Origin of the sequence: Pseudacidovorax sp. (assembly GCF_017991995.1) — a bacterium.
Classification (GTDB): domain Bacteria; phylum Pseudomonadota; class Gammaproteobacteria; order Burkholderiales; family Burkholderiaceae_C; genus Xenophilus.
In genome coordinates this window covers 143,644-168,014 of sequence record NZ_JAGOPN010000003.1, presented here as the reverse complement: position 1 = coordinate 168,014, position 24,371 = coordinate 143,644, and the positions used below count along the sequence as shown (strand labels likewise).

Annotated in this window: 20 protein-coding genes and 2 tRNA genes; 8 read left to right on the top strand and 14 right to left on the bottom strand. The window is 69.7% G+C overall.

All coding sequences use genetic code 11. The features are described 5' to 3' along the window. The 3 genes from acnD to prpC all read right to left on the bottom strand — a co-directional run bounded on the left by acnD (nucleotide 1) and on the right by prpC (nucleotide 4,997). A complete protein-coding gene (gene acnD / locus KBC94_RS05380) occupies nucleotides 1–2,649 on the bottom strand; it encodes a Fe/S-dependent 2-methylisocitrate dehydratase AcnD (RefSeq protein WP_294367201.1) in 2,649 nt (882 codons plus the stop codon). Nucleotides 2,650–2,730: 81 nt separating this feature from the next. Further along, nucleotides 2,731–3,708 (bottom strand): tripartite tricarboxylate transporter substrate binding protein, encoded by a 978-nt coding sequence (locus KBC94_RS05375; RefSeq protein ID WP_234196339.1) that lies wholly within the window; start codon nucleotides 3,706–3,708, stop codon nucleotides 2,731–2,733. Between the two features lie 110 nt (nucleotides 3,709–3,818). Further along, complete coding sequence (gene prpC / locus KBC94_RS05370; RefSeq protein WP_294367191.1) at nucleotides 3,819–4,997, bottom strand: 2-methylcitrate synthase; 1,179 nt, start codon at nucleotides 4,995–4,997, stop codon at nucleotides 3,819–3,821. 163 nt (nucleotides 4,998–5,160) lie between these two features. Between prpC and KBC94_RS05365 the strand changes: the two genes are divergently transcribed. The 4 genes from KBC94_RS05365 to KBC94_RS05350 all read left to right on the top strand — a co-directional run bounded on the left by KBC94_RS05365 (nucleotide 5,161) and on the right by KBC94_RS05350 (nucleotide 9,992). Then, entirely contained in the window at nucleotides 5,161–6,576 is a 1,416-nt protein-coding gene (locus tag KBC94_RS05365) for a short-chain fatty acyl-CoA regulator family protein (protein WP_294367188.1), read from the top strand. A 168-nt stretch (nucleotides 6,577–6,744) separates the two neighbouring features. Further along, nucleotides 6,745–7,878 (top strand): HPP family protein, encoded by a 1,134-nt coding sequence (locus tag KBC94_RS05360; protein ID WP_294367186.1) that lies wholly within the window; start codon nucleotides 6,745–6,747, stop codon nucleotides 7,876–7,878. 93 nt (nucleotides 7,879–7,971) lie between these two features. Continuing rightward, the gene (locus KBC94_RS05355; RefSeq protein WP_294367183.1) at nucleotides 7,972–8,679 is read left to right on the top strand and encodes a c-type cytochrome; all 708 of its coding nucleotides are present in this window, start codon (nucleotides 7,972–7,974) and stop codon (nucleotides 8,677–8,679) included. Then, a complete protein-coding gene (locus KBC94_RS05350) occupies nucleotides 8,676–9,992 on the top strand; it encodes a cytochrome c (RefSeq protein ID WP_294367179.1) in 1,317 nt (438 codons plus the stop codon). The genes KBC94_RS05355 and KBC94_RS05350 overlap by 4 nt, the downstream gene beginning before the upstream one ends. A gap of 146 nt (nucleotides 9,993–10,138) precedes the next feature. Here the strand turns inward: KBC94_RS05350 and KBC94_RS05345 are convergent, their stop codons facing one another. The 9 genes from KBC94_RS05345 to KBC94_RS05305 all read right to left on the bottom strand — a co-directional run bounded on the left by KBC94_RS05345 (nucleotide 10,139) and on the right by KBC94_RS05305 (nucleotide 18,944). Further along, nucleotides 10,139–11,122: a tripartite tricarboxylate transporter substrate binding protein BugE gene (locus KBC94_RS05345; RefSeq protein ID WP_294367176.1), complete on the bottom strand. Its 984-nt coding sequence runs from the start codon at nucleotides 11,120–11,122 to the stop codon at nucleotides 10,139–10,141. A gap of 150 nt (nucleotides 11,123–11,272) precedes the next feature. Then, complete coding sequence (locus KBC94_RS05340; protein ID WP_294367173.1) at nucleotides 11,273–11,887, bottom strand: response regulator; 615 nt, start codon at nucleotides 11,885–11,887, stop codon at nucleotides 11,273–11,275. Next, nucleotides 11,884–14,061, bottom strand: a complete 2,178-nt coding sequence (locus KBC94_RS05335; protein ID WP_294367169.1) for an ATP-binding protein — start codon at nucleotides 14,059–14,061, stop codon at nucleotides 11,884–11,886. Before KBC94_RS05335 ends, KBC94_RS05340 begins: the two co-directional genes overlap by 4 nt. 82 nt (nucleotides 14,062–14,143) lie before the next feature. Continuing rightward, nucleotides 14,144–14,231 (bottom strand) — tRNA-Ser (locus KBC94_RS05330). A gap of 98 nt (nucleotides 14,232–14,329) precedes the next feature. Next, nucleotides 14,330–15,589 (bottom strand): radical SAM family heme chaperone HemW, encoded by a 1,260-nt coding sequence (hemW, locus tag KBC94_RS05325; RefSeq protein ID WP_294367166.1) that lies wholly within the window; start codon nucleotides 15,587–15,589, stop codon nucleotides 14,330–14,332. Beyond that, nucleotides 15,586–16,194 (bottom strand): RdgB/HAM1 family non-canonical purine NTP pyrophosphatase, encoded by a 609-nt coding sequence (gene rdgB / locus KBC94_RS05320; RefSeq protein ID WP_294367163.1) that lies wholly within the window; start codon nucleotides 16,192–16,194, stop codon nucleotides 15,586–15,588. Before rdgB ends, hemW begins: the two co-directional genes overlap by 4 nt. Before the next feature lie 23 nt (nucleotides 16,195–16,217). Beyond that, the gene (gene rph / locus KBC94_RS05315) at nucleotides 16,218–16,949 is read right to left on the bottom strand and encodes a ribonuclease PH (RefSeq protein WP_294367160.1); all 732 of its coding nucleotides are present in this window, start codon (nucleotides 16,947–16,949) and stop codon (nucleotides 16,218–16,220) included. A gap of 82 nt (nucleotides 16,950–17,031) precedes the next feature. Beyond that, nucleotides 17,032–17,934, bottom strand: a complete 903-nt coding sequence (locus KBC94_RS05310; RefSeq protein ID WP_294367156.1) for a PP2C family serine/threonine-protein phosphatase — start codon at nucleotides 17,932–17,934, stop codon at nucleotides 17,032–17,034. Next, nucleotides 17,931–18,944: a serine/threonine-protein kinase gene (locus KBC94_RS05305; RefSeq protein ID WP_294367153.1), complete on the bottom strand. Its 1,014-nt coding sequence runs from the start codon at nucleotides 18,942–18,944 to the stop codon at nucleotides 17,931–17,933. The genes KBC94_RS05310 and KBC94_RS05305 overlap by 4 nt, the downstream gene beginning before the upstream one ends. Before the next feature lie 119 nt (nucleotides 18,945–19,063). Here KBC94_RS05305 and KBC94_RS05300 point away from each other — a divergent pair, with 119 nt between their 5' ends. The 4 genes from KBC94_RS05300 (at nucleotide 19,064) to KBC94_RS05285 (ending at nucleotide 23,190) form a co-directional block, all read left to right on the top strand. After that, nucleotides 19,064–19,981 (top strand): YicC/YloC family endoribonuclease, encoded by a 918-nt coding sequence (locus KBC94_RS05300; protein ID WP_294367152.1) that lies wholly within the window; start codon nucleotides 19,064–19,066, stop codon nucleotides 19,979–19,981. Between the two features lie 5 nt (nucleotides 19,982–19,986). Then, nucleotides 19,987–20,607, top strand: coding sequence for a guanylate kinase (gene gmk, locus KBC94_RS05295; RefSeq protein ID WP_017758911.1), 621 nt, complete (start codon nucleotides 19,987–19,989; stop codon nucleotides 20,605–20,607). A 22-nt stretch (nucleotides 20,608–20,629) separates the two neighbouring features. Continuing rightward, nucleotides 20,630–20,833, top strand: a complete 204-nt coding sequence (rpoZ, locus tag KBC94_RS05290; RefSeq protein ID WP_017758912.1) for a DNA-directed RNA polymerase subunit omega — start codon at nucleotides 20,630–20,632, stop codon at nucleotides 20,831–20,833. A 101-nt stretch (nucleotides 20,834–20,934) separates the two neighbouring features. Continuing rightward, nucleotides 20,935–23,190: a bifunctional (p)ppGpp synthetase/guanosine-3',5'-bis(diphosphate) 3'-pyrophosphohydrolase gene (locus KBC94_RS05285; protein WP_294367148.1), complete on the top strand. Its 2,256-nt coding sequence runs from the start codon at nucleotides 20,935–20,937 to the stop codon at nucleotides 23,188–23,190. 37 nt (nucleotides 23,191–23,227) lie between these two features. Here the strand turns inward: KBC94_RS05285 and greB are convergent, their stop codons facing one another. Together greB and KBC94_RS05275 are read right to left on the bottom strand one after the other, a co-directional pair. Next, nucleotides 23,228–23,794 carry a transcription elongation factor GreB gene (gene greB / locus KBC94_RS05280; RefSeq protein ID WP_294367146.1) on the bottom strand — a complete coding sequence of 189 codons (567 nt, stop codon included), beginning with the start codon at nucleotides 23,792–23,794 and terminating at the stop codon, nucleotides 23,228–23,230. A gap of 83 nt (nucleotides 23,795–23,877) precedes the next feature. After that, nucleotides 23,878–23,954: transfer RNA gene (locus KBC94_RS05275), tRNA-Arg, on the bottom strand. Between the last annotated feature and the right edge of the window lie 417 nt (nucleotides 23,955–24,371).

The following is a 24,371-nucleotide window of genomic DNA, read 5'->3' as shown; positions in this document are numbered from 1 at the left end:
TCAGTGCGTGGCCGGTTGAAGAGGGGCAGTCTGCCCCGCCAGGAAGTCCTGCGCAAAGCGCTGCAGCACGCCGCCGGCCTCGTAGACCGACACCTCCTCCGCCGTGTCCAGCCGGCATCGCACCGGCACGCGCAGCGGCTCGCCGCCGCGGCGATGAACGATGAGATCCAACTGCGCACCGGGCATGCGTTCGCCCTCCACGTCGTAGGTCTCGGTGCCATCCAGCCCCAGCGTGTGTCGCGTGGTGCCGGGCAGGAACTCCAGCGGCAGCACGCCCATGCCGATCAGGTTGGTGCGGTGGATGCGCTCGAAGCCTTCGGCCACCACCGCCTCCACGCCCGCCAGGCGCACGCCCTTGGCCGCCCAGTCGCGGCTGGAGCCCTGGCCGTAGTCGGCGCCGGCGATGACCACCAGCGGCTGGCGGCGCTGCAGGTAGGTCTCGATGGCCTCCCACATGCGCACCACGCGGCCCTCGGGTTCGATGCGGGCGAGCGAGCCCTTCTTCACCACGCCATCGACCACGGCCATCTCGTTGACCAGCTGCGGATTGGCGAAGGTGGCACGCATGGCCGTCAGGTGGTCGCCGCGGTGCGTGGCGTAGGAGTTGAAGTCCTCCTCCGGCAGCCCCATGCGGGCCAGGTACTCGCCGGCCGCGCTGTCAGCCAGGATGGCGTTGGAGGGCGAGAGGTGATCGGTGGTGATGTTGTCCGGCAGCAGGGCCAGGGGCCGCATGCCGCGCAGCGTCCGCGGCTGGGCGGCCAGCGCGCCCATGCCCTCGGTGTCCCAGTAGGGCGGGCGGCGGATGTAGGTGGACTGCGGGCGCCAGTCGTACTGCGGGCTGGCGCGTGATTCGCCCTCGGCGCGGATCGCGAACATGGGTTCGTACACGCGGCGGAACTGCTCGGGCTTGACGCTGGACGCGACCACGGCGTCGATCTCCGCGTCGCTGGGCCACAGGTCGGCCAGGCGCAGTTCGCGGCCCTGGGCATCGGTGCCGAGCACGTCGCGCTCGATGTCGAAGCGGATGGTGCCGGCAATGGCGTACGCCACCACCAGCGGCGGCGAGGCCAGGAAGGCCTGCTTGGCGTACGGGTGGATGCGGCCGTCGAAATTGCGGTTGCCCGACAGCACCGCGGTGGCGTACAGGTCGCGCGCCACGATCTCCTGCTGGATGGCCGGGTCCAGCGCGCCGCTCATGCCGTTACAGGTGGTGCAGGCGAAGGCCACGATGCCGAAGCCCAGGCGCTCCAGTTCGCCGAGCAGGCCGGCCTCCTGCAGGTACAGCTCCACGGCCTTGGAGCCGGGCGCCAGCGAGGTCTTGACCCAGGGCTTGCGCACCAGGCCATGGGCATTGGCATTGCGCGCCAGCAGCGCGGCGGCGATGACGTTGCGCGGATTGCTGGTGTTGGTGCAGCTGGTGATGGCGGCGATGACGACAGCGCCATCGGGCAGCCGACCCGCCGCCTCGTCGGCGCGGCCTTCGGCCAGCTTGGCTGCATCGGCGATGCCGCGCTCGGCCAGGGCACGCGCCGGCAGGCGGCGGTGCGGGTTGGAGGGGCCGGCCAGGTTGCGCTCCACCGTCGCGATGTCAAAGCGCAGCACGCGCTCGTACTCGACCTCCGCCAGCGTGTCGGCCCACAGGCCGGCGGCCCTGGCATAGGCCTCCACCAGTTGCACCTGCGCCGGCTCGCGGCCGGTCAGGCGAAGGTAGTCCAGCGTCTGCTCGTCGATGGCGAAGAGCGCGGCGGTGGCGCCGTACTCGGGGCACATGTTGGAGATGGTGGCGCGGTCGCCGATGGACAGCTTCGCCGCCCCCTCGCCGAAGAACTCGACATAGGCGCCGACGACCTTCTGCTGCCGCAGGAACTCGGTCAGCGCCAGCACGATGTCGGTGGCCGTGATGCCGGGCGCGCGCTCGCCGATCAGCTCGATGCCCACGATGTCGGGCAGCCGCATCCACGACGCACGCCCCAGCATCACGTTCTCGGCCTCCAGGCCGCCCACGCCCACGGCGATCACGCCTAGCGCATCGACATGCGGCGTGTGGCTGTCGGTGCCTACGCAGGTGTCGGCATAGGCCACGCCGTCCTGCACGGCCACCACCGGGGACATCTTCTCCAGGTTGATCTGGTGCATGATCCCGTTGCCCGCCGGGATCACCTGCACGTTGTCGAAGGCCCGCTTGGTCCACTCGATGAAGTGGAAGCGGTCCTCGTTGCGGCGGTCCTCGATGGCGCGGTTCCTGGCGAAGGCGTCGGGATCGAAACCACCGCATTCCACCGCCAGCGAATGGTCCACGATCAGTTGCACCGGCACCACCGGGTTCACCGCGGCCGGATCGCCGCCTTCGGCCGCGATGGCATCGCGCAGGCCCGCCAGGTCCACCAGCGCGGTCTGGCCCAGGATGTCGTGGCACACCACCCGTGCCGGGTACCAGGGAAAGTCCAGGTCGCGGCGGCGCTCGATCAGCTGGCGCAGGTAGTCGTCGAGGCGGGCCGGGTCGGCGCGGCGTACCAGGTTCTCAGCATGCACCCGCGCGGTGTAGGGCAGCCGGGCCCAGGCGCCGGGCTGCAGCGCCTCGATGGCGGCGCGGGCGTCGTAGAAATGCAGATCGGTACCGGCAAGCGGCTGGCGGTGAAGACTGTTCATGGGATCGTGGAGCGGGCGGCGCCTCGGTGCGCCGCCGCGTTGCGGGAAGACGGCCGGCGGCCCGCGCCGGCCGGCCCGTTTTTACTGGGCCTGGATGTTGTTGTCGCGCGCCACCTTGGCGTAGCGCGGGATCTCGGCCTTGATCAGCGCGCCGAACTGCTCTGGCGTGCCACCCGCGGGCGACACGCCCGTGGGCTCCAGCTGCGCGACCAGCTCGGGCGCCTTCAGGCCGGTGTTGATGGCGCCGTTGATCTTGGCCAGCACCGCGGGCGGGAGGTTCTTGGGCGCGATCAGGCCGTGCCAGGCCACCACGTCGTAGTCGGGCAGGCCGGCTTCGGCGATGGCGGGCAGGTCCGGGTAGGCCGCCAGGCGCTGGGCCGTGGTCACGCCCAGGGCGCGCAGCTTGCCGGCCTTCACATGCGGCATCAGCGCCTCGGTGCCGGCCACCAGCAGGTCCACGTTGCCGGCCACCAGGTCGGTCACGGCCGGGCCGGTGCCCTTGTAGGGAATGTGCGTGCCCTTGACCTTGGCCATGCCGAACAGGTATTCGGTCGTGATGTGCAGGTGGCTGCCGTTGCCGGCCGAGGCGAAGGCGACCTTGCCGGGGTTCTTGCGCATGTAGTCCAGCAGTTCGGCCATGTTCTTGGCCGGCACCTTGTTGGGGTTGATGCACAGCACGTAGGCGCCCTTGGACAGCTGGATCACGGGCGTGATGTCGGCCACGGGATCGAACTTGAGCTTGTACAGCGCCGGGTTGACGGTGTAGCTGCCCGCCACCAGCAGCAGCGTGTAGCCGTCCGCGGGCTGGTGCAGCGCATAGTCCGTCCCCAGCGTGCCGCCGGCGCCGGGCCGGTTGTCGACGATCACCGACTGGCCCACGCCCTTGGCCAGCAGGTTGGAGCCCACGCGGGCGATGAAGTCCGAGCCGCCACCCGGCGCGAAAGGGCACACGATGCGGATCGGCTTGTTGGGGTAGCCGTCCTGCGCGGCGGCGTCGAAGCCGAGCGGCAGGGCCAGGCTGGCGAGGCCGGTGTTGAAGAGGCGGCGATTGAGGGTCACGAAGATGTCTCCAGATGGGCGGGCCGCACCATGCGGCCGGCCGGGCGCGGGATGGTCGGTGTCTCAACCTGACGGGAACCTGCGCGGATCGCGCGAAGGAGGGCCATCGCTCAGCCGCGCTGGTCCAGCGGCACGAAGGCGCGGTCCTCGGGGCCGGTGTAGACCGCGCTGGGCCGGATGATCTTGTTGTCCTGCCGCTGCTCGATCACATGGGCCGCCCAGCCGCTGGTGCGGGCAATGACGAACAGCGGCGTGAACATGGCCGTGGGCACGCCCATGCGGTGGTAGCTCACGGCGCTGAACCAGTCAAGGTTGGGGAACATGCGCTTGGCCTGCCACATGACCGACTCCAGCCGCTCGGCGATGTCGAACAGCCGCGGGTCGCCCGCCTGCTGCGACAGGCGCCGGGCGACGCCCTTGATGACGGCATTGCGCGGATCGGCCACCGTGTAGACCGGGTGGCCGAAGCCGATCACGACCTCCTTCGCGTCCACCCGCCGGCGGATGTCGGCCTCGGCCTCGTCCGGCGTGGCATAGCGCTGCTGCACCTCGAAGGCGACTTCGTTGGCACCGCCATGCCTGGGGCCGCGCAGCGCGCCGATGGCGCCGGCGATGCACGAATACATGTCGCTGCCCGTGCCCGCGATGACCCGCGCGGCGAAGGTGCTGGCGTTGAACTCGTGCTCGGCATAGAGGTTGAGCGAGGTGTGCATGGCGCGCACCCAATCCTCGCCGGGCCGCCGGCCGTGCAGCAGGTGCAGGAAGTGGCCGGCGATGGCGTCGTCGTCGGTCTCGACCTCGATGCGCCGGCCGTTGGTGCTCCAGTGGTGCCAGTACAGCAGCATCGAGCCCAGGCAGGCCAGCAGGCGGTCGGCGATGTTGCGGGCGCCGGCGGCGCCGTGGCCGTCCTTCTCGGGCAGCACACAGCCCAGGGCCGAGACGCCGGTGCGCATCACGTCCATGGGATGGGCGGCGGCGGGCAGCCGCTCCAGGGCGGCCTTCACGCTGGCGGGCAGGCCGCGCAGGGCCCGCAGCCGCGCCTTGTAGGCCGCGAGTTCGGCGCGATTGGGCAGCGTGCCGTGCACCAGCAGGTGCGCGATCTCCTCGAAGTCGCAGACTTCGGCGATGTCCAGGATGTCGTAGCCGCGGTAGTGCAGGTCGTTGCCGCTGCGGCCCACCGTGCACAAGGCCGTGGTGCCGGCGGCCACGCCGGAAAGCGCGACGGACTTCTTGGGCTTGAAGGCGGGCGCGGCGTCGGGCGCAGGGGCGAGTGCGGTGGCAAGGCTCATGGGGCAGGTCTCCTGACGGTGTGCAGCGGCGGAACAGCCGGCTTGCAAGGCTTCGCAATCTACGCAGAATGGCGCCCTCCCACCAGGACTGAAAAGGCGAATCGGTGCGAACGAAATCGGCGAATCTGCGAATCCTGCGAATCACTGGGCCACGGAGTTGCGCATGAAGAAGAGCTTCATGGGCGTGCGCCTGCGCAAGCTGCGGGCCGAGCGCGGCCTCTCGCAGATCGCCATGGCGCAGGCGCTGGGCCTGTCGCCCAGCTACCTCAACCAGCTGGAGCAGAACCAGCGCCCGCTCACGGTGGCGGTGCTGCTGCGGCTGAACCGGACGCTGGGCGTCGACATCCAGGCCTTCTCCGAAGACGACGAGGCACGCCTGGTGGCCGGCCTGCGCGAGGCCCTGGCCGATGCCGCCGAGCCGGTCAGCCTGCCCGAGATGCAGGAGGTGGCCGCCCAGATGCCCGCGCTGGGCCGCGCGCTGGTCGCGCTGCACCGCCGTCAACTCGACCTGCAGGCCCAGCTGGAGACCATGGCGCTGCGCCTGGGCGACGACCGGTCGTCCGAACTCGGGTTGCCGCGCGCCACGCCCTTCGAGGCGGTGCGCGATTTCTTCTTTGCCCAGCGGAACCACTTCGATCCACTGGACCGCGCGGCCGAGTCGCTGGCGGCGCAGACCCGCGCACGCGGCGGCGCCATGGCACCCTGGCTGGCGGAGCGCCTGCGCGAGCGGCACGACGTGCGGGTCACGCAGGCCGATGCAACCGGCATCGGCGGCAAGCGGCAGTACGACGCGGCCAGCCGCACGCTGACCCTCTCGCCGCTGCTGGCACCGGCGCAGCAGGCCTTCCAGATGGCCACGCAACTCGCCTTCCTGGAGATGGCCGACACGCTCTCGGCGCTGACCGGCGACGCGCCCTTCGACGCCGACGCGCCGGCCCGCCGGCTGGCGCGCATCGGCCTGGCCAACTACTTCGCGGGCGCGCTGCTGCTGCCCTATGGCGAGTATCTGGAGGCCGCCGACCGGCTGCGGCACGACATCGACCTGCTGGCGCTGCGCTTCGGCGTGGGCTTTGAGACGGCCTGCCACCGCCTGAGCACGCTGCAGCGCCCGAGTGCGCCGGGCGTGCCCTTCTTCTTCGTGCGGGTGGACCGGGCGGGCAACATCTCCAAACGGCAGTCGGCCACGCACTTCCACTTCAGCCGCACGGGCGGCACCTGCCCGCTGTGGGCAGTGTACGAAGCCTTCAGCCAGCCGGGGCGCATCCTGCCGCAGCTGGCCCGCATGCCCGACGGCCGCACCAGCCTGTGGGTGGCGCGCACGGTGGCTGGCGGCAGCCGCGGCTGGGGCGCCCCGCGCCAGACCTTCGCCATCGGCCTGGGCTGCGACATCCGGCATGCGCCTCGCCTGGTCTATGCCTATGGACTGGACCTGCAGGACCCGGCCCGCGCCACGCCCATCGGCATGGGCTGCAAGGTGTGCGAGCGGCGCGACTGCGCCCAACGCGCCTTTCCCTTCGTCGGCCAGCCGCTCAAGGTGGACGAGCAGCGCACCGAATTCATTCCCTATGGTTGCAGCTGATCGCATGCCGAGGGCCGGCCGATGTCGCCCGCGAGCGCCCGGGCAGATGCACCAAAGCCGTGCGCCACGTAGGATGCGGGCGGCGGCCACGACCGCCCCGTACCGGCCGCCCCGAGCCGGCCAGCCTCTTCCCGCCGGCAGCCGCGCGCCGGCATTGCCTGCGTGACCATGCCATCTCTCTCCTGGGCCGATCTGGCGGCCCGCTTCCGTCCCGCCGCCGCCCGGGTGGACGCCCGCGAACGGCTGCGGGCCTTCGCCGGTGCCGGGCTGGGCATCCTGCTCACGGCCCTGATCGCCCGCTGGTGGGCCCTGCGCACCGGCATGAGCACCCCCTGGCTGGTGGCCCCGCTGGGCGCCAGCGCGGTGCTGGTGTTCGCGGTGCCGGCCAGCCCGCTGGCCCAGCCCTGGGCCGTGGTGGGCGGCAACACCGTCTCGGCGCTGGTGGGCAGCGCCTGCGCCCTGCTGATTCCCGACCCGGCCTGGGCGGGCGCGGTGGCGGTGCTGGCGGCCATCGCCGTGATGTTCGCGCTGCGCTGCCTGCATCCGCCGGGCGGCGCCTCGGCCCTGCTGGCGGCGCTGGGCGGCGTGGGTTTCGGCTTCGCGCTCTTTCCGATGCTGGTCGACTCGCTGCTGCTGGTGCTGGCGGGCATGCTCTACAACGGCCTGACCGGCCGGCGCTATCCGCATGCGCCGCAGGCCCCGGCCCCCGCGTCGGCGGCCGACCGCTTTTCTGCCACCGACCTGGACGCGGCACTGGCCCATTACAACCAGGTGCTGGACGTGAGCCGCGACGACCTGCAGGACATCCTGCAGTACGCCGAATCGGCCGCCTACGAGCGCAACTTCGGCCACCTGCAATGCGCCGAGGTGATGTCGCCCGAACCGGCGTCGGTGCAGTTCGGCACACCGCTGGACGAAGCCTGGGCGCTGATGCGCACGCGGGGCGTGAAGGCCCTGCCGGTGGTGGACCGCTCGCAGCGCGTGGTGGGCATCCTGACGCGGGCCGACTTCCTGCGCCATGCCGGCTGGGAGCAGCGCGAAGGCGTGGGCGAGCGCCTGCGCACACTGCTGCGGCGCGACGGCCTCACCCATTCCGACAAGCCCGAGACCGTCGGCCAGATCATGACCCGCGAGGTGCGCGTGGTGAGCGGCCACCGCCGCATCGCCGAGCTGGTGCCGCTGTTCGCCGAGGCGGGGCATCACCACCTGCCGGTGATCGATGCCGACAAGCGGCTGGTGGGCATCATCACGCAGTCGGACGTGGTGCGCGCGCTTCACCGGGCCACCCGCCCCGCGGGTTGAGGACGCAACGGAGCCACGGAGTCGACCATGAAGAAAACGGTGACGAGACGACAAGGCGGGCCGGAGGCGGCTCGCGCGCGGCAGGGACCCGGCGTGCGCCCACGCCTTGCACGCGGGGTCGTGCTGGCCCTGGCACTTCTGGCCGGCACGCTGAGCAGCGCCCAGGCCGCCGACGAGATGCAGCGCCGCATGGCCGCCTGCACCACCTGCCACGGCCGCGAGGGGCTGGCGACCAATTCCGGCTACTTCCCGCGGCTGGCGGGCAAGCCGGCCGGCTACCTCTATGACCAGCTTCGCAGCTTCCGCGACGGCCGGCGCCAGCAGGCCGACATGAACCACCTGCTGGCCCAGCTCTCGGATGCCTACCTGCGCGAGATGGCCGAGTACTTCGCCGGGCTGGACCTGCCCTATCCCGCGCCCACGCCCTCCGACCTGCCGGCCGCCGAGCTGGCACGCGGCCGGGCGCTGGTGTTCGAAGGCGATGCAACGCGCGGCATTCCGGCCTGCGTGCGCTGCCACGGACCGGCGCTCACCGGCGTGCAGCCGGGCATTCCGGGGCTGCTGGGGCTGCCGCGCCTGTACATCGCCTCGCAGTTGGGCGCCTGGGTCACGGGCGACCGGCGCGCACTGGCACCCGACTGCATGGCAGAGGTCGGAAGGCGGCTCAAGAGCGAGGACATCCGCGCCGTCGCCGGTTGGCTGGCCGCGCAGCCGGTGCCGGCGAACTACAAGGCCGTGCCCCCGTCGGCCCTGCCCGCGGGCCTGCCGGTGGCGTGCAGCGCGATGGAGGCGCACCAATGAGCGCGCCCCGTGCTGCCGGGACCGAAGCCCGCCTGTTCGGATTCCGACGCGTTGCCCTGTGGAGCGGATTGGCCCTCGCCGCCTTGCTCGCCGCACTGGCGACCACCGTGGTGCTGCTCAACCTGCGCGGCGAAGCCCCGATCCGCGGGGACCTGCCGCCGCCCGCGGCCTCGGCCGCGCAGCTCGACCGCGGCCGCTACCTGGCCATTGCCGGCAACTGCGCCGGCTGCCACACCGCCCGAGGCGGCGCCGCCTATGCAGGCGGGCGCGGCATCGAGACGCCCTTCGGCACGCTGTATGCCGGCAACCTCACACCCGACCCGCTCACCGGCCTCGGCCAGTGGAACGCCGACCATTTCTGGCGCGCCCTGCACCATGGCCGCTCGCGCAACGGGCGGCTGCTGTATCCGGCCTTTCCGTACACCAGCTTCACGCAGGTCACGCGCGAGGATTCGGACGCGCTCTTCGCCTGGCTGCAGAGCCTGCCGCCGGTGACGCAGGCCAACCGGCCGCACACGCTGCGCTTTCCCTACGACACGCAGGTCGCGCTGGCCGTGTGGCGGGCGCTGTTCTTCCGGCCGGCCGAGTTCGTGCCCGAGCCCGGTCGCTCGGCCGAGCACAACCGCGGCGCCTACCTGGTGCAGGGCCTGGGCCACTGCATCGCCTGCCACGGCAGCCGCAACACGCTGGGCGCAACCGATGTGAGCCGCGGCCTGGCCGGCGGCATGCTGCCCGGCGAGAACTGGTATGCACCCGCACTCGACGCGCCGCACGAGGCGGGCGTGGCCGGCTGGCCGCTGCAGGACATCGTGGCGCTGCTCAAGACCGGCCGCACCGAGCATGGCTCGGTGCTGGGCCCCATGGCCGAGGTGGTGTACCGCAGCACGCAGCACATGAGCGACGCGGACCTGCAGGCGATGGCGCTGTACCTGAAGGAGCTGCCGCAGCAGCCCGCGCCGCCTGCCCCCACCCAGCCACCGCACCGCAACGTGTCGCTGCTGGCCCGCGGCGAGAAGATCTATGCCCAGCAATGCGCCTGGTGCCACGGCGACCAGGGCCAGGGGGAGCCGGGCGCCTTCCCGCCGCTCGCGGGCAACCGGGCAGTCAACCTGGCCAACCCGGTCAACCTGGTGCAGGTGGTGCGACGCGGCGGCTACCCGCCGGCCACCGAGGGCAATCCGCGCCCCTACGGCATGCCTCCCTTCGGCCATGTGCTGAGCGATGAGGACATTGCCGCGGTGCTGAGTTATGTGCGAAGCAGCTGGGGCAATACGGGGGCAGAAGTCACGCTGCGCGAAGTCATGCAACGCTGAAGGCGAGCATCCAGCTCCGCGCGCCGCGGCTGTCGCGCAGCACAACGGAGAGCTGAAACGACAACGCCCGCGCGGACAGGCCGAGCAGGCGGGCTTGGTGGTGCAGGCCGGCTGGCGTCACGGAGCGCCGGCCAGCCGCGGGCGCATCAGTTGTCGAGCGTCAGCTTCTGCTTCTGCACCACGTCCTTGTAGACCGCGTACTCGGCCTTGATCTGTTCAGCAAACTGCTCGGGCGTGTTGGCCACGATGATCGAGCCGGTGTCTTCGATGCGCTTGCGCACGGCCGGGTCTTCGAGGGCCTTCTTGGTGCCCATGCTGATCTTGTCGACCACCTCCTTCGGCAGGCCCTTGGGCCCCAGGATGCCGTAGTAGGCCATGCGGTTCACCGGCTCCAGGCCCACTTCCTTGAAGGTGGGCACATTGGGCAGCTCCTTCAGGCGCTGCGGCGCGGCCACCACGATGGGCACCAGCTTGCCGGCCTTGATGAAGGGCAGCGCCGAGGGCAGGTTGTCGAAGATCATGGGCACCTGGCCCGCCACCACATCGTTGAGGGCCGGACCGGCGCCGCGATAGGGAATGTGCGTGATGAAGGTGCCGGTCACGCTCTTGTAGAGCTCCATCAGCAGGTGGCCGATGCCGCCGGTGCCGGAGGTGCCGTACGAGTACTTGCCCGGGTTCTTCTTCAGCTCGGCAATGAAGCCCGCGTAGTCCTTGGCCGGAAAGCTGGGGTTCACGGCGATCACGTTGGGCGTGGCCGCGATGTTGATGATGGGCGTGAAGTCCGTCAGCGGGTTGTACGGCGTCTTGGGGTTGATCGCCGGATTGGCGGCCGTGCTGGACACGGTGGCCACGCCCAGCTTGTAGCCGTCCGGCGTGGCGCGTGCGGTTTCCAGCGCGCCCACGGCGCCACCGCCGCCGGCCTTGTTGACCACCACCACCGGCTGACCCAGGATCTTGCCCAGCGGATCGGCAATGACGCGGCCCACGATGTCGGTGGTGCCGCCGGGTGCGAAGGGCACCTGCAGCTCGATCGGCCGCTCGGGATAGCCTTGCGCGAATGCGGCGGGCGCCGCAACGAGGGCGGCGAGCACGGCGCCACCCGCCAATGCCTTCCAGTGACTGCGTTGCATGGTTGTTTCCTTCTGTCGTGATCGGGAGCGGCCTCGTTGCGGGCCGGCCGGCAGTGTGGCGCGGCGGCGGGGCGGCGTCGTCCGTAGCCGCGGGCCGGCGGCCTCCGTGGCGCTACGCAGGGGTTATCCCCAATCCCGGCACGTGCAGTTCTAAAGGCCGTGCTCGCGCAGGAAGCGGTACAGCCCGTGGCTGTTGGCCACGCCCAGCTTGGCGAAGACATGGGCGCGGTGCGTCTCGATGGTGCGCAGCTCCACCGGGGCCAGCTCCTGCGCGATCTCCTTGTTGGGCTTGCCCTCGGCCACCAGCCGCGCCACCTGCATCTCGCGCGGCGTGAGCTTCTGCCACAGCGCCTGGGCGGCCTGCAGCGCCTGGCGGCGCTCGGCGCCGGCCTGGGCCTTCTCCAGCGCCTTGGCGACGGCGGCCAGCAGGCGCTCGTCGTTGCAGGGCTTTTCGAGCCAGCCGAGCGCACCGTTCTGCACCGCCTCCACGGCCATGGGAATGTCGCCATGGCCGGAGAGGAAGAGCACCTCCAGCGCGCTGTCCCGCTGCCGCAATGCATCGAAGACCTGCAGCCCGCTCATGCCGCCCAGGCGCAGGTCGAGGATGACGCAGCCGGGATGCTGCAGGTCCACGCCGGCCAGGAAGTCCTCGCCGCTTTCGAAGGTGCGCACCGCATAGCCGCGTGACAGCAGCAGCAGGCCCAGCGAGCGGCGCACGGCCTCGTCGTCGTCGACGACACACAGGTTGTTGGCGGGCAGGGTCATGGGCAGGCGATGGGCAGTTCGAGCGTGAAGATCGTGCCGCCGCCTTCGCGTCCGGCAAAGAACAGGCGGCCGCGGTGGGCCTCGACGATGGTGCGGCAGATGTTCAGGCCCAGGCCGAGCCCGCCCGGGCGCGTGGTGAAGAAGGGCTCGAACACCTGGTCGGCGATGGCCGGATCGATGCCCGTGCCGCGGTCGGCCAGCTGCAGCTGGATGCAGCCCTCGCGCGGATGCGCCTCGATCTCGAGCCGGCGCTCCGCGGCCGGCACCGCGCGCATCGCATGCAGGCTGTTGGAGACCAGGTTGAGCAGCACCTGCTCCAGCAGCACGCGGTCGCCGCGCAGCAGCGGCAGGTCGTCGGGAATGCGCACCTCGGGCGTCACCTGGGACTCCCGCAGTTCGCCGCGCAGCAGGGCCAGCGCCTGCGCCACCAGCGTGGCGAGCGCGCAGTCCTCCGCGCCCGCGGTGCGCTGGCGCACGAAGCCGCGGATGCGCCGCACGATCTCGGCGCTGCGCTGGGCCTGCGCGATGGTGTCGTCCAGGCTCTGGGTCAGCAGTGCGCCCTCGCCGCGTTGCGCGAAGGCCTTGGCCGCACTCGCAAAGCTGCTCAACGCCATCAGCGGCTGGTTCAGCTCGTGGGCCAGCGTCGAGGCCATCTCGCCCAGGCTGGCCAGGCGCTGGGCATGCTGCAGCTGCGCTTCGTTCTGGCGCTGCTGCAGCTCGGCGCGCCGCTGCTCGGTCACGTCGACCACCGAACTCATCCAGCCCGCATGCCGGCCCTCGGCGTCGATCAGCGGCGCGGTGTAGACCATGGTGATGACCTCGTGCCCGTCCTTGTGCCGCAGTCGCGACTCGTGGCCATCGGGCGCGCTGCGGCCACTCATCATGGCGTCGTAGTGGTGCCAGTGGCGCGTGACCTCGTCGGGATGCCAGTAGGGATAGGGCGGCAGCCGGCCCAGCAGTTCACCGGCCTCGAAGCCCGTCATCTGGCAGAAGGCGGGATTGACGTAGGTGATGCGCCCCTCCATGTCGCGCGCCCGCATGCCCACGGGCAGCGCGTCTTCCATGGCCTTGCGGAAGGCATGCGCCTCGCCCAGGGCGTGGGTGCGCTCCTCGACGCGCAGCTCCAACTCGCGGCGGGCGTCGCGCTGCTCGGCAAAGCGCCGCTCGCGCAGGCGCCAGTAGAGCCCGCCCAGCAACAGCAGGCTCAGGCACAGCACGGCGACCATCCACGCGCTCTCGCGCGTGCGCAGCACCTGGTCGTGGTCGGCCATCACCGTCAGCGTCCACGGCAGGTCTTCCACCGGCTCGCTCACCGCCAGGAAGTGGCGGGCCTGACCGTCGATCTGCGTGCGGATCAAGGCGCCGGGCCGGTCGCCGTCCCGCGCCACCTTCCAGGGCAGTTGCGGAAAGCTGGCACGCGGACCGTACTGCTGGTCGCGCCGCACCTGCGCCAGCCCCTCGGCATCGACCGGCCGCGTGGCGTGGTAGAGCCACTGCGGCACGGAGCTGAGGAAGACGATGCCCCGCGCATCGGTGAGCAGGATCGGATCCTTGGCGATGCGCCAGGACTCCTGCAGCTGCCGCAGGCTGACCTTGACGGTGACGACGCCCAGCACCTGGTCACCGTCGCCCCGTACCGGCGCCGAGATGAACAGTCCGGGCTCGCCGGTGGTCTGCCCCACACCGTAGAAGCGCCCGCTGCGGCCCGCCAGCGCCTCGGTGAAGTACGGGCGGTTGGCATAGGAATGGCCGACGAAGCTCTGTGGCGCGGCCCAGTTGCTGGCGGCCAGCGTGACGCCGTGCGCGTCGATGAGATAGAGCACGTCGGAGCCGGCCAGCCGGTTGAGTTCTTCGAGGTAGCGGTTGGCGCTCTGGCCGAGCGCGGCCTGCCCGGGCGCGTTCAGCAGCGCGAGCACCACAGGGTGCAGGGCCGCGGTGAAGGGCAGGTGCCGGTAGCGGCCGGTGGCATCGCGCAGGCCCGAGAGCTGGACCTCTGCCGCGCGGCGGATTTCGTCGGCCTGGTTGCGGGCGGCGCGGTCGGCGGCCCATTGGCCGGCGAGGGCGATGATGAGGACGGCTGCGGCGAGAAGGGCGCTCCAGGCGGCAAGACGGCGCCAGCGGGGCGAAGCCCGGAGAGCGGCGACATCACTGGTGAGCGAAGCGGAAGGCGGCATGAGCGGGCCGCGATTTTCATGCAGCGACGCTTGGCGGAGTCAGCGGGCCGGATAGTCCGTTAATGCGGAGGGAAGCCAAGATTGGCGGAAGCGGTGAGATTCGAACTCACGGACGGTTGCCCGTCGCCGGTTTTCAAGACCGGTGCAATCGACCACTCTGCCACGCTTCCTGGGTCGGCCTTCTGCGGCGGCGCCGGATGGCGCCCGAAGGCGAAAAGAGGCCGCAAGTGTAAGGGCACCGCCGCGCCCTTCCGCGGGTGGGTCGGCGTCAGTCCGCCTCGCCGCCCTCCGGCAGGAACATCGCCTGCAGGTCGCTCAGAAAATCCATGCCCCGCTCGGTGGGCCACACGCGGTGCAGGTCGCGCGCCAGCAGGCCGCGGGCTTCGGCCTCTTCCAGCGGGCGGCGGATGGCGCTGATGGCCAGGCCGGTGCGCTCGCCAAACTGGGCCAGCGTGAAGCCTTCCTTCAGCCGCAGCGCATTCAGCATGAACTCGAAGGGCAGGTCGGCCAGTGCCACGTCGTCGCTCTGGGCCACGGCCTGGCCGGCCAGGGCCTGCGCCATGTAGCGCTGCGGGTCGCGCACGCGCACCTGCCGCACGATGCGGTGGGCAAAGCTCAGCTTGCCGTGCGCACCCGCGCCCAGGCCCAGGTAGTCGCCGAACTGCCAGTAGTTGAGGTTGTGCGTACAGCTGTGGCCCTGCCTTGCATAGGCCGACACCTCGTAGCGCGCCAGGCCCGCGGCCGCCGTGCGCTCGGTGATGCGGTCGAGCATGGCGTAGGCGATGTCGTCCTCGGGCAGCACGGGCGGGTGCTTGGCGAAGAAGGTGTTGGGCTCGATGGTCAGGTGGTAGATCGACAGGTGCGGGGGCGCAAGGGCCAGGGCCTGGTCCAGCTCGGCCTCCAGGCCCTGCGGCGTCTGCCCGGGCAGCGCGTACATCAGGTCGAGATTGAAGGTCTCGAAGGCCTGGGCGGCTTCTTCGACGGCGGCGATGGCTTGGCGGCGGTCGTGCACGCGGCCGAGCGCCTTCAGGTGCGCGTCGTCGAAGCTCTGCACGCCGACCGACAGCCGCGTGACGCCCGCGGCGCGGTAGGCGCGGAAGCGGTCGCGCTCGAAGGTGCCGGGGTTGGCCTCCAGCGTGATCTCGCAGCCGGGCTCCAGCCGCAGGCGGGCGCGCACGGCGCCGAGCAGCCGGTCGATGCTTTCGGGCGCGAACAGGCTGGGCGTGCCGCCACCCAGGAAGATGGTGTGCACGGTGCGGCCCCACACCAGGGGCAGCGCGGCATCCAGATCGGCGATCAGGGCGTCGATGTAGCGCTGCTCGGGCACGGCCGCCGCATCGCCCTCACCGCGCCACTCGTGCGAGTTGAAGTCGCAGTAGGGGCACTTGCGCAGGCACCAGGGCAGGTGGATGTATAGCGACAGCGGCGGCGATGCGGCCAGTTGCAGCGGGCCGGGCCGCATCATGTGCAGCACGTCGTTGGCCTGCGGCGCCACGGCCACGACGGGCTGGATCGGGATGCTGCTCATCCGCCCAGGGCCCAGCGCTCGCGCATCAGGGCCAGCATGGCGCGCGCGGCCTGGCCGCGGTGGCTGTGGGCGTTCTTCACCTCGGGCGGCAGTTGCGCGAAGGTCTTGCCGAACTGGGGCAGGAACATCACCGGATCGAAGCCGAAGCCGTGCTCGCCCACCGGCTCGGTGGTGATCTCGCCGACGGCGCGGCCCACGGCGACCAGCGGCTCGGGGTCCTCGACGTGGCGCAGCGCGACCAGCGTGCTGACCAGCGCGGCGCGGCGGTTGGATTCGCCGCGCAGCTGCGCCAGCAGTGCCTTGACGTTGTTGGCGTCGCCCTTCTCGTAGCCGAACTGCGTGGCGTAGTAGGCCGTGTCCACGCCAGGCAGGCCGCCGAAGGCGTCGACGCACAGGCCGGCATCGTCGGCAATGGCGGGCAGGCCGGTGGCCGCGCTGGCGTGGCGGGCCTTGGCCAGCGCGTTCTCGACGAAGGTGCGGAAGGGCTCCTCCGCTTCGCCCACGCCCAGCTCGGACTGCCGCACGAGCGTGAGCCCCAGCGTACCGAAGAGCTGCTGCAGCTCGGCCAGCTTGCCCGCGTTGTTGGATGCGAGAACCAGTTTCATGGATGTCTCGTACGCGCGCGTGCTCAGGCGATCTGCAGCGCCTGCTTCTGCAGCTGCACCAGCTCGGCGATGCCCTTGTCGGCCAGCGCCAGCAGCTGGTTCATCTCGTCGCGGCTGAAGGCGGCGCCCTCGGCCGTACCCTGCACTTCCACGAAGTGGCCGGCGCCGGTCATGACGACGTTCATGTCGGTGTCGCAGGCGGAGTCTTCGACGTATTCCAGGTCCAGCAGCGGCGTGCCCTGCACGATGCCGACCGAGATGGCGGCCACATGGCTGCGGATCGGCGACGCGGCCAGCGTGCCGGCGGCAATGAGCTTGGCGACCGCATCGTGCGCCGCCACGAAGGCGCCGGTGATGGCGGCCGTGCGCGTGCCGCCATCGGCCTGCAGCACGTCGCAGTCGAGATAGATCGTGCGTTCGCCCAGCGCGGCCAGGTCGAACACGGCGCGCATGGAGCGGCCGATGAGGCGCTGGATCTCCTGCGTGCGGCCGCTCTGCTTGCCGCGTGCGGCCTCGCGATCGCCGCGGGTGTGGGTGGCGCGGGGCAGCATGCCGTACTCGGCGGTGACCCAGCCCTCGCCGCTGCCGCGCTTGTGCGGCGGCACCTTTTCTTCGACGGAGGCGGTGCACAGCACACGGGTCTGGCCGAACTCGATCAGGACGGAGCCTTCGGCATGGATGGTGAAGCCGCGGGTGATGCGCACGGGGCGGAGCTGGTCGGCGGTGCGGCCGCTGCTGCGGATGAAAGGGCTCATGTGAATCTCTGGATCGGAAACGTGGAAAAGCAAGGCGATGGCCGCGGGCCCGGAAGGCTCGCCGTGCAGCACCTTGCGCGGATCAGTTCTTTCGGGCGGCGGAGCGCCGTATCGCCTCGTTGATCTCGGCGATGGAGCGCTCGATGGCGGCCTCGTCGAGCTCGTCGTGGTCTTCCTCGCCCGGCAGCCCGGCCTGGATGCTGGAGGCAAAGACGTCCGGCCCGATGCTGTCGGTGGAAACGCCCGGCTCGGAGCCGGGCGCATCGGGCGTCTCCCACTCCACCGCGATCAGCGTGACATTGTCGGAGTGACTGCCGCCGCGGCGCAGGGCCATCTCGACGAGTTCGGGCGCCGCATCGGCCACCGGGCGGGCGCCGAGGGTGCGGACCAGCAGCGCGTCCTCGACCACGCTCCAGAGCCCGTCGGAACAGAGCATCAGGCGGTCGCCCTGCTGCAGGGACAGCGGCTCGGACAGATCGAACAGCGGCGGCACCGGCGAGCCCAGGCAGGTCTGCAGCAGGTTGCGGTTCACCGGCATGGCGCCCCCCTCGGCACGAGGCCGCTCGGCATTGGAGTGGTCTCGCGTGCGCACCATCAGCCGGTTGCCCCGCACCGCATACAGGCGCGAATCGCCACAGTGGACCCAGGTGGCGCAACCCTGCTGCAGCACCGCCACCACGATGGTGGTGCGCGGCGTGTCGAGCATGGCCTTGCCGCTGGCGTAACGCATGATCTGCTGGTGGGCCGCCATGACCGCCGCCGCGAGGAAGGCGCGCACGTCCTTGAGCACGGGCCGCGCCTCGCGCTGGAACAGCGCCGCCACCGCCTGCAGCGCGATCTGCGCCGCCACCTCGCCTTCCGGATGGCCGCCCATGCCGTCGGCCAGCACGAACAGCGCCGACTCGCGGGTGTAGCAGTAGCCCATGCGGTCCTCGTTCTTGAGGCGCCCGCCCTTGCGGCTGACCTGGAAGACGGAGAACTTCATGACGCCGCCGGACGGGTGGTGGGCGTGCCGGCCTTGGCCAGCGGCTTGCGCTCCGTGGCACGCATGTTGTCGATCGACAGGCGCATGCGCTCGGCCACCGACAGCTTGGTGTAGCGGCGCTCGCCCTCGCGGCCCAGCTCCTTCTGCAGCGCGAAGACGGACTGGGGCCGCGACAGCGGGTCGAGGGCCATGCACCACTCGACCACCTCGATCAGGTCGTCCGAGTACACGCCGCGCATGCGCGTGAGCGACAGGCCCAGGCGGTCCTTGTCGAGCCGCTGGGGGGCGTCCAGCGGCGGATAGCCGTGCATGCAGGCGTACATGCAGGCGCCCACGGCATAGATGTCGGTCCACGGGCCCATGGAAGAGTCGCGCCGATACATCTCGGGCGCAGCAAAGCCGGGCGTGTACATGGGCCGCACGAAGTTGCCCTCTTTGGAGAGCACCTCGCGGGCGGCGCCGAAGTCGATCATCACCGCGCGGTCGTCGTCGGTGATGAAGATGTTGGCGGGCTTGATGTCCAGGTGCAGCATCTTGTGCTGGTGCACCACACGCAGACCGCGGAGGATCTCGTCGAACAGCGAGCGGATGGTCGACTCGCGCAACACCTTGGCGCGCTTGAGTTCGCGGGCGGTGACGATGAAGTCCTGGAGCGTGGCGCCTTCCAGGTAGTTCATCACCATGTAGACGGTCTCGTTCTCGCGGAAGAAGTTGAGCACGCTCACCACCGAGGCATGGGCGATCTGCGCCAGGGCCCGGCCCTCCTCGAAGAAGCTCTTGAGTCCGAGTCGGTAGAGCGACAGCTTTTCGGGCGCCACCTGCGGAATGAGGCTGCCGTCCTCGCGCGTCACGAGCGACGAAGGGAGGTATTCCTTGATGGCGACCTGCTGGCCCGCCTTGTCCACCGCCAGGTAGACCACGCCGAAACCGCCGGAGGAAATGCGTCGAACGACTCGGTAGCCACCGATCACCGTGTCCGGCATCAGGGGCGACGGTTTGACCTTTGACATAATCGGAGGCTTCGCCCGAAGAGGTGAGGCGGCAAGCCCGTCGATCCACATGAGAGAGGGTGCCGGCCCGTCGCTTCTGCGGGGCTTGTCAGACGAACACGAGCCGAGAGCGAGGTGCAATGGCAGTTTACAGCATGACCGGTTACGCCAGCGGCCAGAGCCGCGCGTCGAGCGCGGACGCGCCCGCGGGCGAGGAACGCCCGGGCCCTCGCCTCGGCCTGGAGCTGCGCGCCGTCAACAGCCGCTTCCTGGACCTGAGCTTCAAGCTGCCCGAAGAGCTGCGCCAGCACGAGCCGGCCCTTCGCGAACTTCTCACCCGCCGCCTCAAGCGCGGCAAGGTCGAGATGCGTGGCTCGGTCGAGACCGGCACGGACGCGGCGGTGGCCGAGCCCTCCGTGCGCCTGCTGCAGCGGCTCAACGGCGTCCAGGACGCGGTGCGTGCCTGGCTGCCGACGGCCCGCGAGCTGAGCGTGGCCGATGTGCTGCGGCTGGCCGGCAGCGACGGCGGCCGCACGCTGCCCGCCGAACAGTTCGATGTCGTCGCTCTCGCCACCTCCGTGGTGGACGACCTGATCGCCGCGCGCCAGCGCGAAGGCGGCCGGCTCGTGGCCTTGCTGCAGGAGCGGCTGCAGGGCCTGCGCGCCCTGGCCGAGCAGGCGGAACCGCTCGTGCCCCGGCTCGTGGAGCAGCAACGCACCCGCTTTCTGGAGCGCTGGCAGGAAGCCATGGGCCTGACCGCGGGCAGTGCGACGCCCGAGACCGCGCAGGACCGCGCGCTCTCCGAGGCCACCGCCTTTGCGATCCGCATCGACGTCGCCGAGGAACTGGGCCGTCTGCGCGCCCACCTCGACGAGATCGACCGGCTGCTCACCAAGGGCGGCGAAGTCGGCAAGCGGCTCGACTTCCTGATCCAGGAACTGCACCGCGAGGCCAACACACTCGGCTCGAAGTCGGCGGCACTCGAACTCACCCGCATCGGCGTCGACATGAAGGTGCTGATCGAGCAGATGCGCGAGCAGGTCCAGAACATCGAATGAGCGCCATGGAATATCCCGGAAACCTGTTTGTCGTCGCGGCGCCGAGCGGCGCCGGCAAGTCCAGCCTGGTCAAGGCCTTGCGCGAGCTGGATTCGGCGGTCAACCCGTCGGTCTCGCACACCACCCGTGCGCCGCGCGGGCAGGAAAAGCACGGCCGCGAGTACTTCTTCGTCTCGCCCGCCGAATTCGACGCCATGGTGCAGGCCGAGGCCTTCCTCGAGTGGGCCAATGTGCATGGCCACCGATACGGCACGTCCAAGCGCGCGGTGGAAGAGCGCATCGCCTCGGGTGCCGACGTGATCCTGGAAATCGACTTCCAGGGCGCGCTGCAGGTGCGCAAGGTGTTCGCCAACGCGGTGCTGATCTTCATCCTGCCGCCGAGTTGGGAAGAGTTGCGCTCCCGCCTGGAGCGCCGCGGCGAGGACGCCCCCGAGGTCATTGAGCTGCGCCTGCAGAATGCGGCCGAGGAGATGACGCAAACCCGTGAATTCGACTACGTTATAATCAACGAGTTATTTGAACGCGCGCTTTTCGACCTCAAAGCGATCGTTCACGCGCAGCGGCTTCGCTACTCTGCCCAGCGCCGCGCCCGTGCCGACACCTTCGCGGCACTGAACATTCCCTGACACTTCATCAAGGCATACCGTCATGGCCCGCATCACCGTCGAAGACTGCCTGCAGCAGATCCCCAACCGCTTCCAGCTCGTCCTGGCGGCCACCTATCGCGCCCGCATGCTGAGCCAGGGCCATGCGCCCAAGATCGAGAGCAAGAACAAGCCCGCGGTCACCGCCCTGCGCGAGATCGCCGATGGCAAGGTCGGCCTCGAGATGCTCAAGAAGGTTCCGGGCTGATTGCCGCCACCTCTCGCAACTCCGGCGAAGAACAAGCACCTTTCGAGGTGCTTTTTTTGCGCCCGGAGACCGCGGGACGCTTCAGCGGCTAAAGTCGAAGCATGAGTGTGGTCCTTCCCTCTTCCGCATCCGGCGCGGCGCCGGCGCCCGGCAAGGCGCCGACCGCCGCGCTGAATGCGGCTGCGGCCAGCTTCGCCGCGCTGACTGCGCGACTGGACTATCTGGCGGCGGAGGATGTGGACCTGGTGCGCCGCGCCTACCGATTTGCCGACGAAGCCCATCTCGGCCAGTTGCGCAACAGCGGCGAGCCCTACATCACGCATCCCATCGCCGTCGCCGCCCAGTGTGCCGAGTGGAAGCTCGATGCCCAGGCCCTCATGGCCGCGCTGCTGCACGACGCCATCGAAGACTGCGGCGTCACCAAGCCTGAATTGGTCGAGCGTTTCGGTTCGGCGGTGGCGGAACTGGTGGACGGCCTCACCAAGCTCGACAAGCTTCAGTTCGACACGCGCGAGGAGAACCAGGCCGAGTCCTTCCGCAAGATGCTGCTCGCCATGGCGCGCGACGTGCGCGTCATCCTCATCAAGCTGGCCGACCGCACGCACAACATGCGCACCCTGAGCGATGCGCCGCGGGCCAAATGGGGCCGCATCGCGCGCGAGACGCTGGACATCTACGCCCCCATCGCCTACCGCCTGGGGCTCAACCAGACCTACCGCGAGTTGCAGGAGTTGTCGTTCCGGCATCTCAAGCCCTGGCGCCACGCGATCCTGACCAAGGCCGTGGCCAAGGCCCGCAGCCGCCGGCGCGATCTCATCCAGAAAGTGCAGCGCGACGTGGAGACGGCGTTTGCTGCCGCCGGCCTCCAAGTGCGTATCGCCGGCCGCGAGAAGACGCTGTATTCCATCTACCGCAAGATGGACGACAAGCACCTGAGCTTTGCACAGGTCACCGACATCTACGGCTTTCGCCTGATCGTGCCCAGCACGATCGCCTGTTACACGGGCCTGGGCGTGCTGCACCAGCTGTACAAGCCGCACCCGGGCAAGTTCAAGGATCACATCGCGATCCCCAAGATCAACGGCTACCAGTCGCTGCACACGACGCTGGTGGGCCCTTCGGGCGTGAACGTGGAGTTCCAGCTCCGTACCGAAGCGATGCATGTGGTCGCCGAGTCCGGCGTGGCGGCACACTGGCTTTACAAGGCCGTCGGCGATGCAGACCAGGGCGAGCGGCTCAGCGCCAAGTGGCTGCAGTCGCTGGTCGACATCCAGGACGAGACGCGCGACGCGCGTGAGTTCTGGGAACACGTCAAGGTGGATCTGTTCCCGGACGCGGTCTATGTCTTCACGCCTCGCAGCGAGATCCTGGCGCTGCCGCGCGGCGCCACGGTGGTGGACTTTGCCTATGCAATCCACACCAACGTGGGCCACCACGCCTCGGCAGCCCGCATCAACGGAGAGCAGGTGCCGCTGCGCACCGAACTCAAGAACGGCGACGTGGTCGAGGTGATCACCGCGCCGGTCTCCACGCCCAACCCGGCATGGCTGGGTTTTGTGCGTACCGGGCGGGCCCGCTCGAAGATCCGCAATTACCTCAAGACCCTCGCCCAGGCCGAGTCGGAGCGCCTGGGCGAAAAGCTGCTGTCCCAGGCGCTGCGTGCCGAGGGCGTGCGCAAGCTGCCGGGAATCGAAGCGGACTATCAGGCGATCTGGGACAAGCTGCTGCGCTTCACCGGCAACCGCAACCGCGAAGACCTGATGACCGACATCGGCCTCGGCAAGCGGGTGGCCAGCATCGTGGCCAAGCGGTTGATGACGCTGCTGGCCGAGCGTGGCGAGAAGCCCGATGCGCTGCTGATGAGCCGCGAGCGCTTCACGGCGCATGAGAACGTCTCGCAAGGCGCGGTCACGCTGGACGGCAGCGAAAACTCATCCGTGCGCTTTGCGCTGTGCTGCCGCCCCGTGCCCGGCGATCCGATCGTGGGCTATCTGGGCCATGGCGAAGGTCTGGTGGTCCACACCGACGCCTGCGGGGTCGGCCAGCGGCTGCGCCACAAGGACGCCGAGCGCTTCTTCGCAGTGGAATGGGCCGACGAGCCCGTGCGCAGCTTCGAGACGGGCATCCTCGTGACGGTTCGCAACGACAAGGGCGTGCTGGCGCGCGTCGCCTCCACCCTCGCCCGGGCCGAGGCGGACATCACCCACGTCGAGATGCCAGACGAAAGCCAGCAGGATTCGACCGACCTGCGCTTCGTCATCGCTGTGCGCGACGCAGCCCATGTCGAATCCGTGCTGCGCGCCGCGCGGCGTACACCGTCCGTGCTGTCGGCACGGCGGATCGTGCCCGCGCCCTGAGCGCCCCCCGCCGTCGCCCGCCCGCGCTGTGGTCCGATCAGAGGGAAGCCGGCGCCGGGTACACGACCTCGACCACCTCGATCTCCTGCGTACCGCCGGGTGTCACCAGCTTGAGCGCATCGCCCACGCGGGCCTTGAGCAAGGTCCGCGAGATGGGCGCGATCCAGCTTACCTGGCGTTGTGCGCTCTCCGCCTCGTCGATCCCCAGGATGGTGACCGTGTGCTCCTCGCCGGATTCGTCCGCGTAGGTCACGGTAGCGCCAAAGAACACCTGGTCGCTGCCGTAATGGGCCGACGGATCGGTCACTTCGGCGATCTCCAGGCGTTTGGTGAGAAAGCGGATCCGCCGGTCGATTTCTCGAAGCCGCTTCTTGCCGTACAGGTAGTCGCCGTTTTCCGATCGGTCACCATTCTTGGCGGCCCAGTGGACGGCCTCGACCACCTTGGGACGCTCCACATCCATCAATGACAGTAGTTCGGCACGCAGGCGCTCATAACCTGCCGGCGTGATGTAGTTCTTGCCACCTGGGGGTAAGGGCGGGAGGCCGCCCGCCTCGTCGTCCTCATCACCGTTGTCGCGTTCCTTGGTGAAGGCTTTGCTCATGCGCGAACTCCCTCAAAAGTTTCGGACAAAGAAAAACGGGCTAGCGCTTGTGGCGCTAACCCGTTGTTCCCCATAGGGAAATATGGTGCGGCTGGCAGGAATCGAACCCACGACCCCTTGGTTCGTAGCCAAGTACTCTATCCAGCTGAGCTACAGCCGCTGAGCTTTCTAGTATAGCACGACATTTTCGTGGCGCCAACTATCAAGCAAAACTTTCTTCGTTTCTTCCGTCCTGGTAGGCCGTGCTGGGCTTGAACCAGCGACCAAAGGATTATGCCTACCACTTCAGCTTTCGCTGCCCGTTTCCGGTTCGTGGTCTGGACTCTGTCTTGCCTTTCGGCCTTCCCGTCGAGTCTCTACACGTTCCCCTTTCGGGGCTTCGCTCGGCGTTGGCCTGGCGCTCGGAAGAGCACGTTAGCGTTCGCCGAATTTGAGAAGTTCTACTTCAAGGCAGAGTGAACTTACCTTGAGCAACCCGTCGGGCTTCATCCGTTGGCGCCGAGGCACCTTTAGGCTGATGCCCTTCAAGTCCTCTGCTCTAACCAACTGAGCTAACGGCCCGAAGAGGTGAGATTAT

Excerpts from the sequence above, each read along its gene's own strand:
- KBC94_RS05365 (WP_294367188.1), top strand. The coding sequence starts at position 5,161 with ATGAAGAAGAGCTTCATGGGCGTGCGCCTGCGCAAGCTGCGGGCCGAG.
- hemW (WP_294367166.1), bottom strand. The coding sequence starts at position 15,589 with ATGAGCAGCATCCCGATCCAGCCCGTCGTGGCCGTGGCGCCGCAGGCC.
- KBC94_RS05300 (WP_294367152.1), top strand. The coding sequence starts at position 19,064 with ATGGCAGTTTACAGCATGACCGGTTACGCCAGCGGCCAGAGCCGCGCG.
- KBC94_RS05340 (WP_294367173.1), bottom strand. The coding sequence starts at position 11,887 with ATGACCCTGCCCGCCAACAACCTGTGTGTCGTCGACGACGACGAGGCC.
- KBC94_RS05310 (WP_294367156.1), bottom strand. The coding sequence starts at position 17,934 with ATGAAGTTCTCCGTCTTCCAGGTCAGCCGCAAGGGCGGGCGCCTCAAG.
- KBC94_RS05350 (WP_294367179.1), top strand. The coding sequence starts at position 8,676 with ATGAGCGCGCCCCGTGCTGCCGGGACCGAAGCCCGCCTGTTCGGATTC.
- prpC (WP_294367191.1), bottom strand. The coding sequence starts at position 4,997 with ATGAGCCTTGCCACCGCACTCGCCCCTGCGCCCGACGCCGCGCCCGCC.
- KBC94_RS05285 (WP_294367148.1), top strand. The coding sequence starts at position 20,935 with ATGAGTGTGGTCCTTCCCTCTTCCGCATCCGGCGCGGCGCCGGCGCCC.
- KBC94_RS05360 (WP_294367186.1), top strand. The coding sequence starts at position 6,745 with ATGCCATCTCTCTCCTGGGCCGATCTGGCGGCCCGCTTCCGTCCCGCC.
- rph (WP_294367160.1), bottom strand. The coding sequence starts at position 16,949 with ATGAGCCCTTTCATCCGCAGCAGCGGCCGCACCGCCGACCAGCTCCGC.
- KBC94_RS05345 (WP_294367176.1), bottom strand. The coding sequence starts at position 11,122 with ATGCAACGCAGTCACTGGAAGGCATTGGCGGGTGGCGCCGTGCTCGCC.
- KBC94_RS05305 (WP_294367153.1), bottom strand. The coding sequence starts at position 18,944 with ATGTCAAAGGTCAAACCGTCGCCCCTGATGCCGGACACGGTGATCGGT.
- rpoZ (WP_017758912.1), top strand. The coding sequence starts at position 20,630 with ATGGCCCGCATCACCGTCGAAGACTGCCTGCAGCAGATCCCCAACCGC.
- rdgB (WP_294367163.1), bottom strand. The coding sequence starts at position 16,194 with ATGAAACTGGTTCTCGCATCCAACAACGCGGGCAAGCTGGCCGAGCTG.
- acnD (WP_294367201.1), bottom strand. The coding sequence starts at position 2,649 with ATGAACAGTCTTCACCGCCAGCCGCTTGCCGGTACCGATCTGCATTTC.
- KBC94_RS05335 (WP_294367169.1), bottom strand. The coding sequence starts at position 14,061 with ATGCCGCCTTCCGCTTCGCTCACCAGTGATGTCGCCGCTCTCCGGGCT.
- greB (WP_294367146.1), bottom strand. The coding sequence starts at position 23,794 with ATGAGCAAAGCCTTCACCAAGGAACGCGACAACGGTGATGAGGACGAC.
- gmk (WP_017758911.1), top strand. The coding sequence starts at position 19,987 with ATGGAATATCCCGGAAACCTGTTTGTCGTCGCGGCGCCGAGCGGCGCC.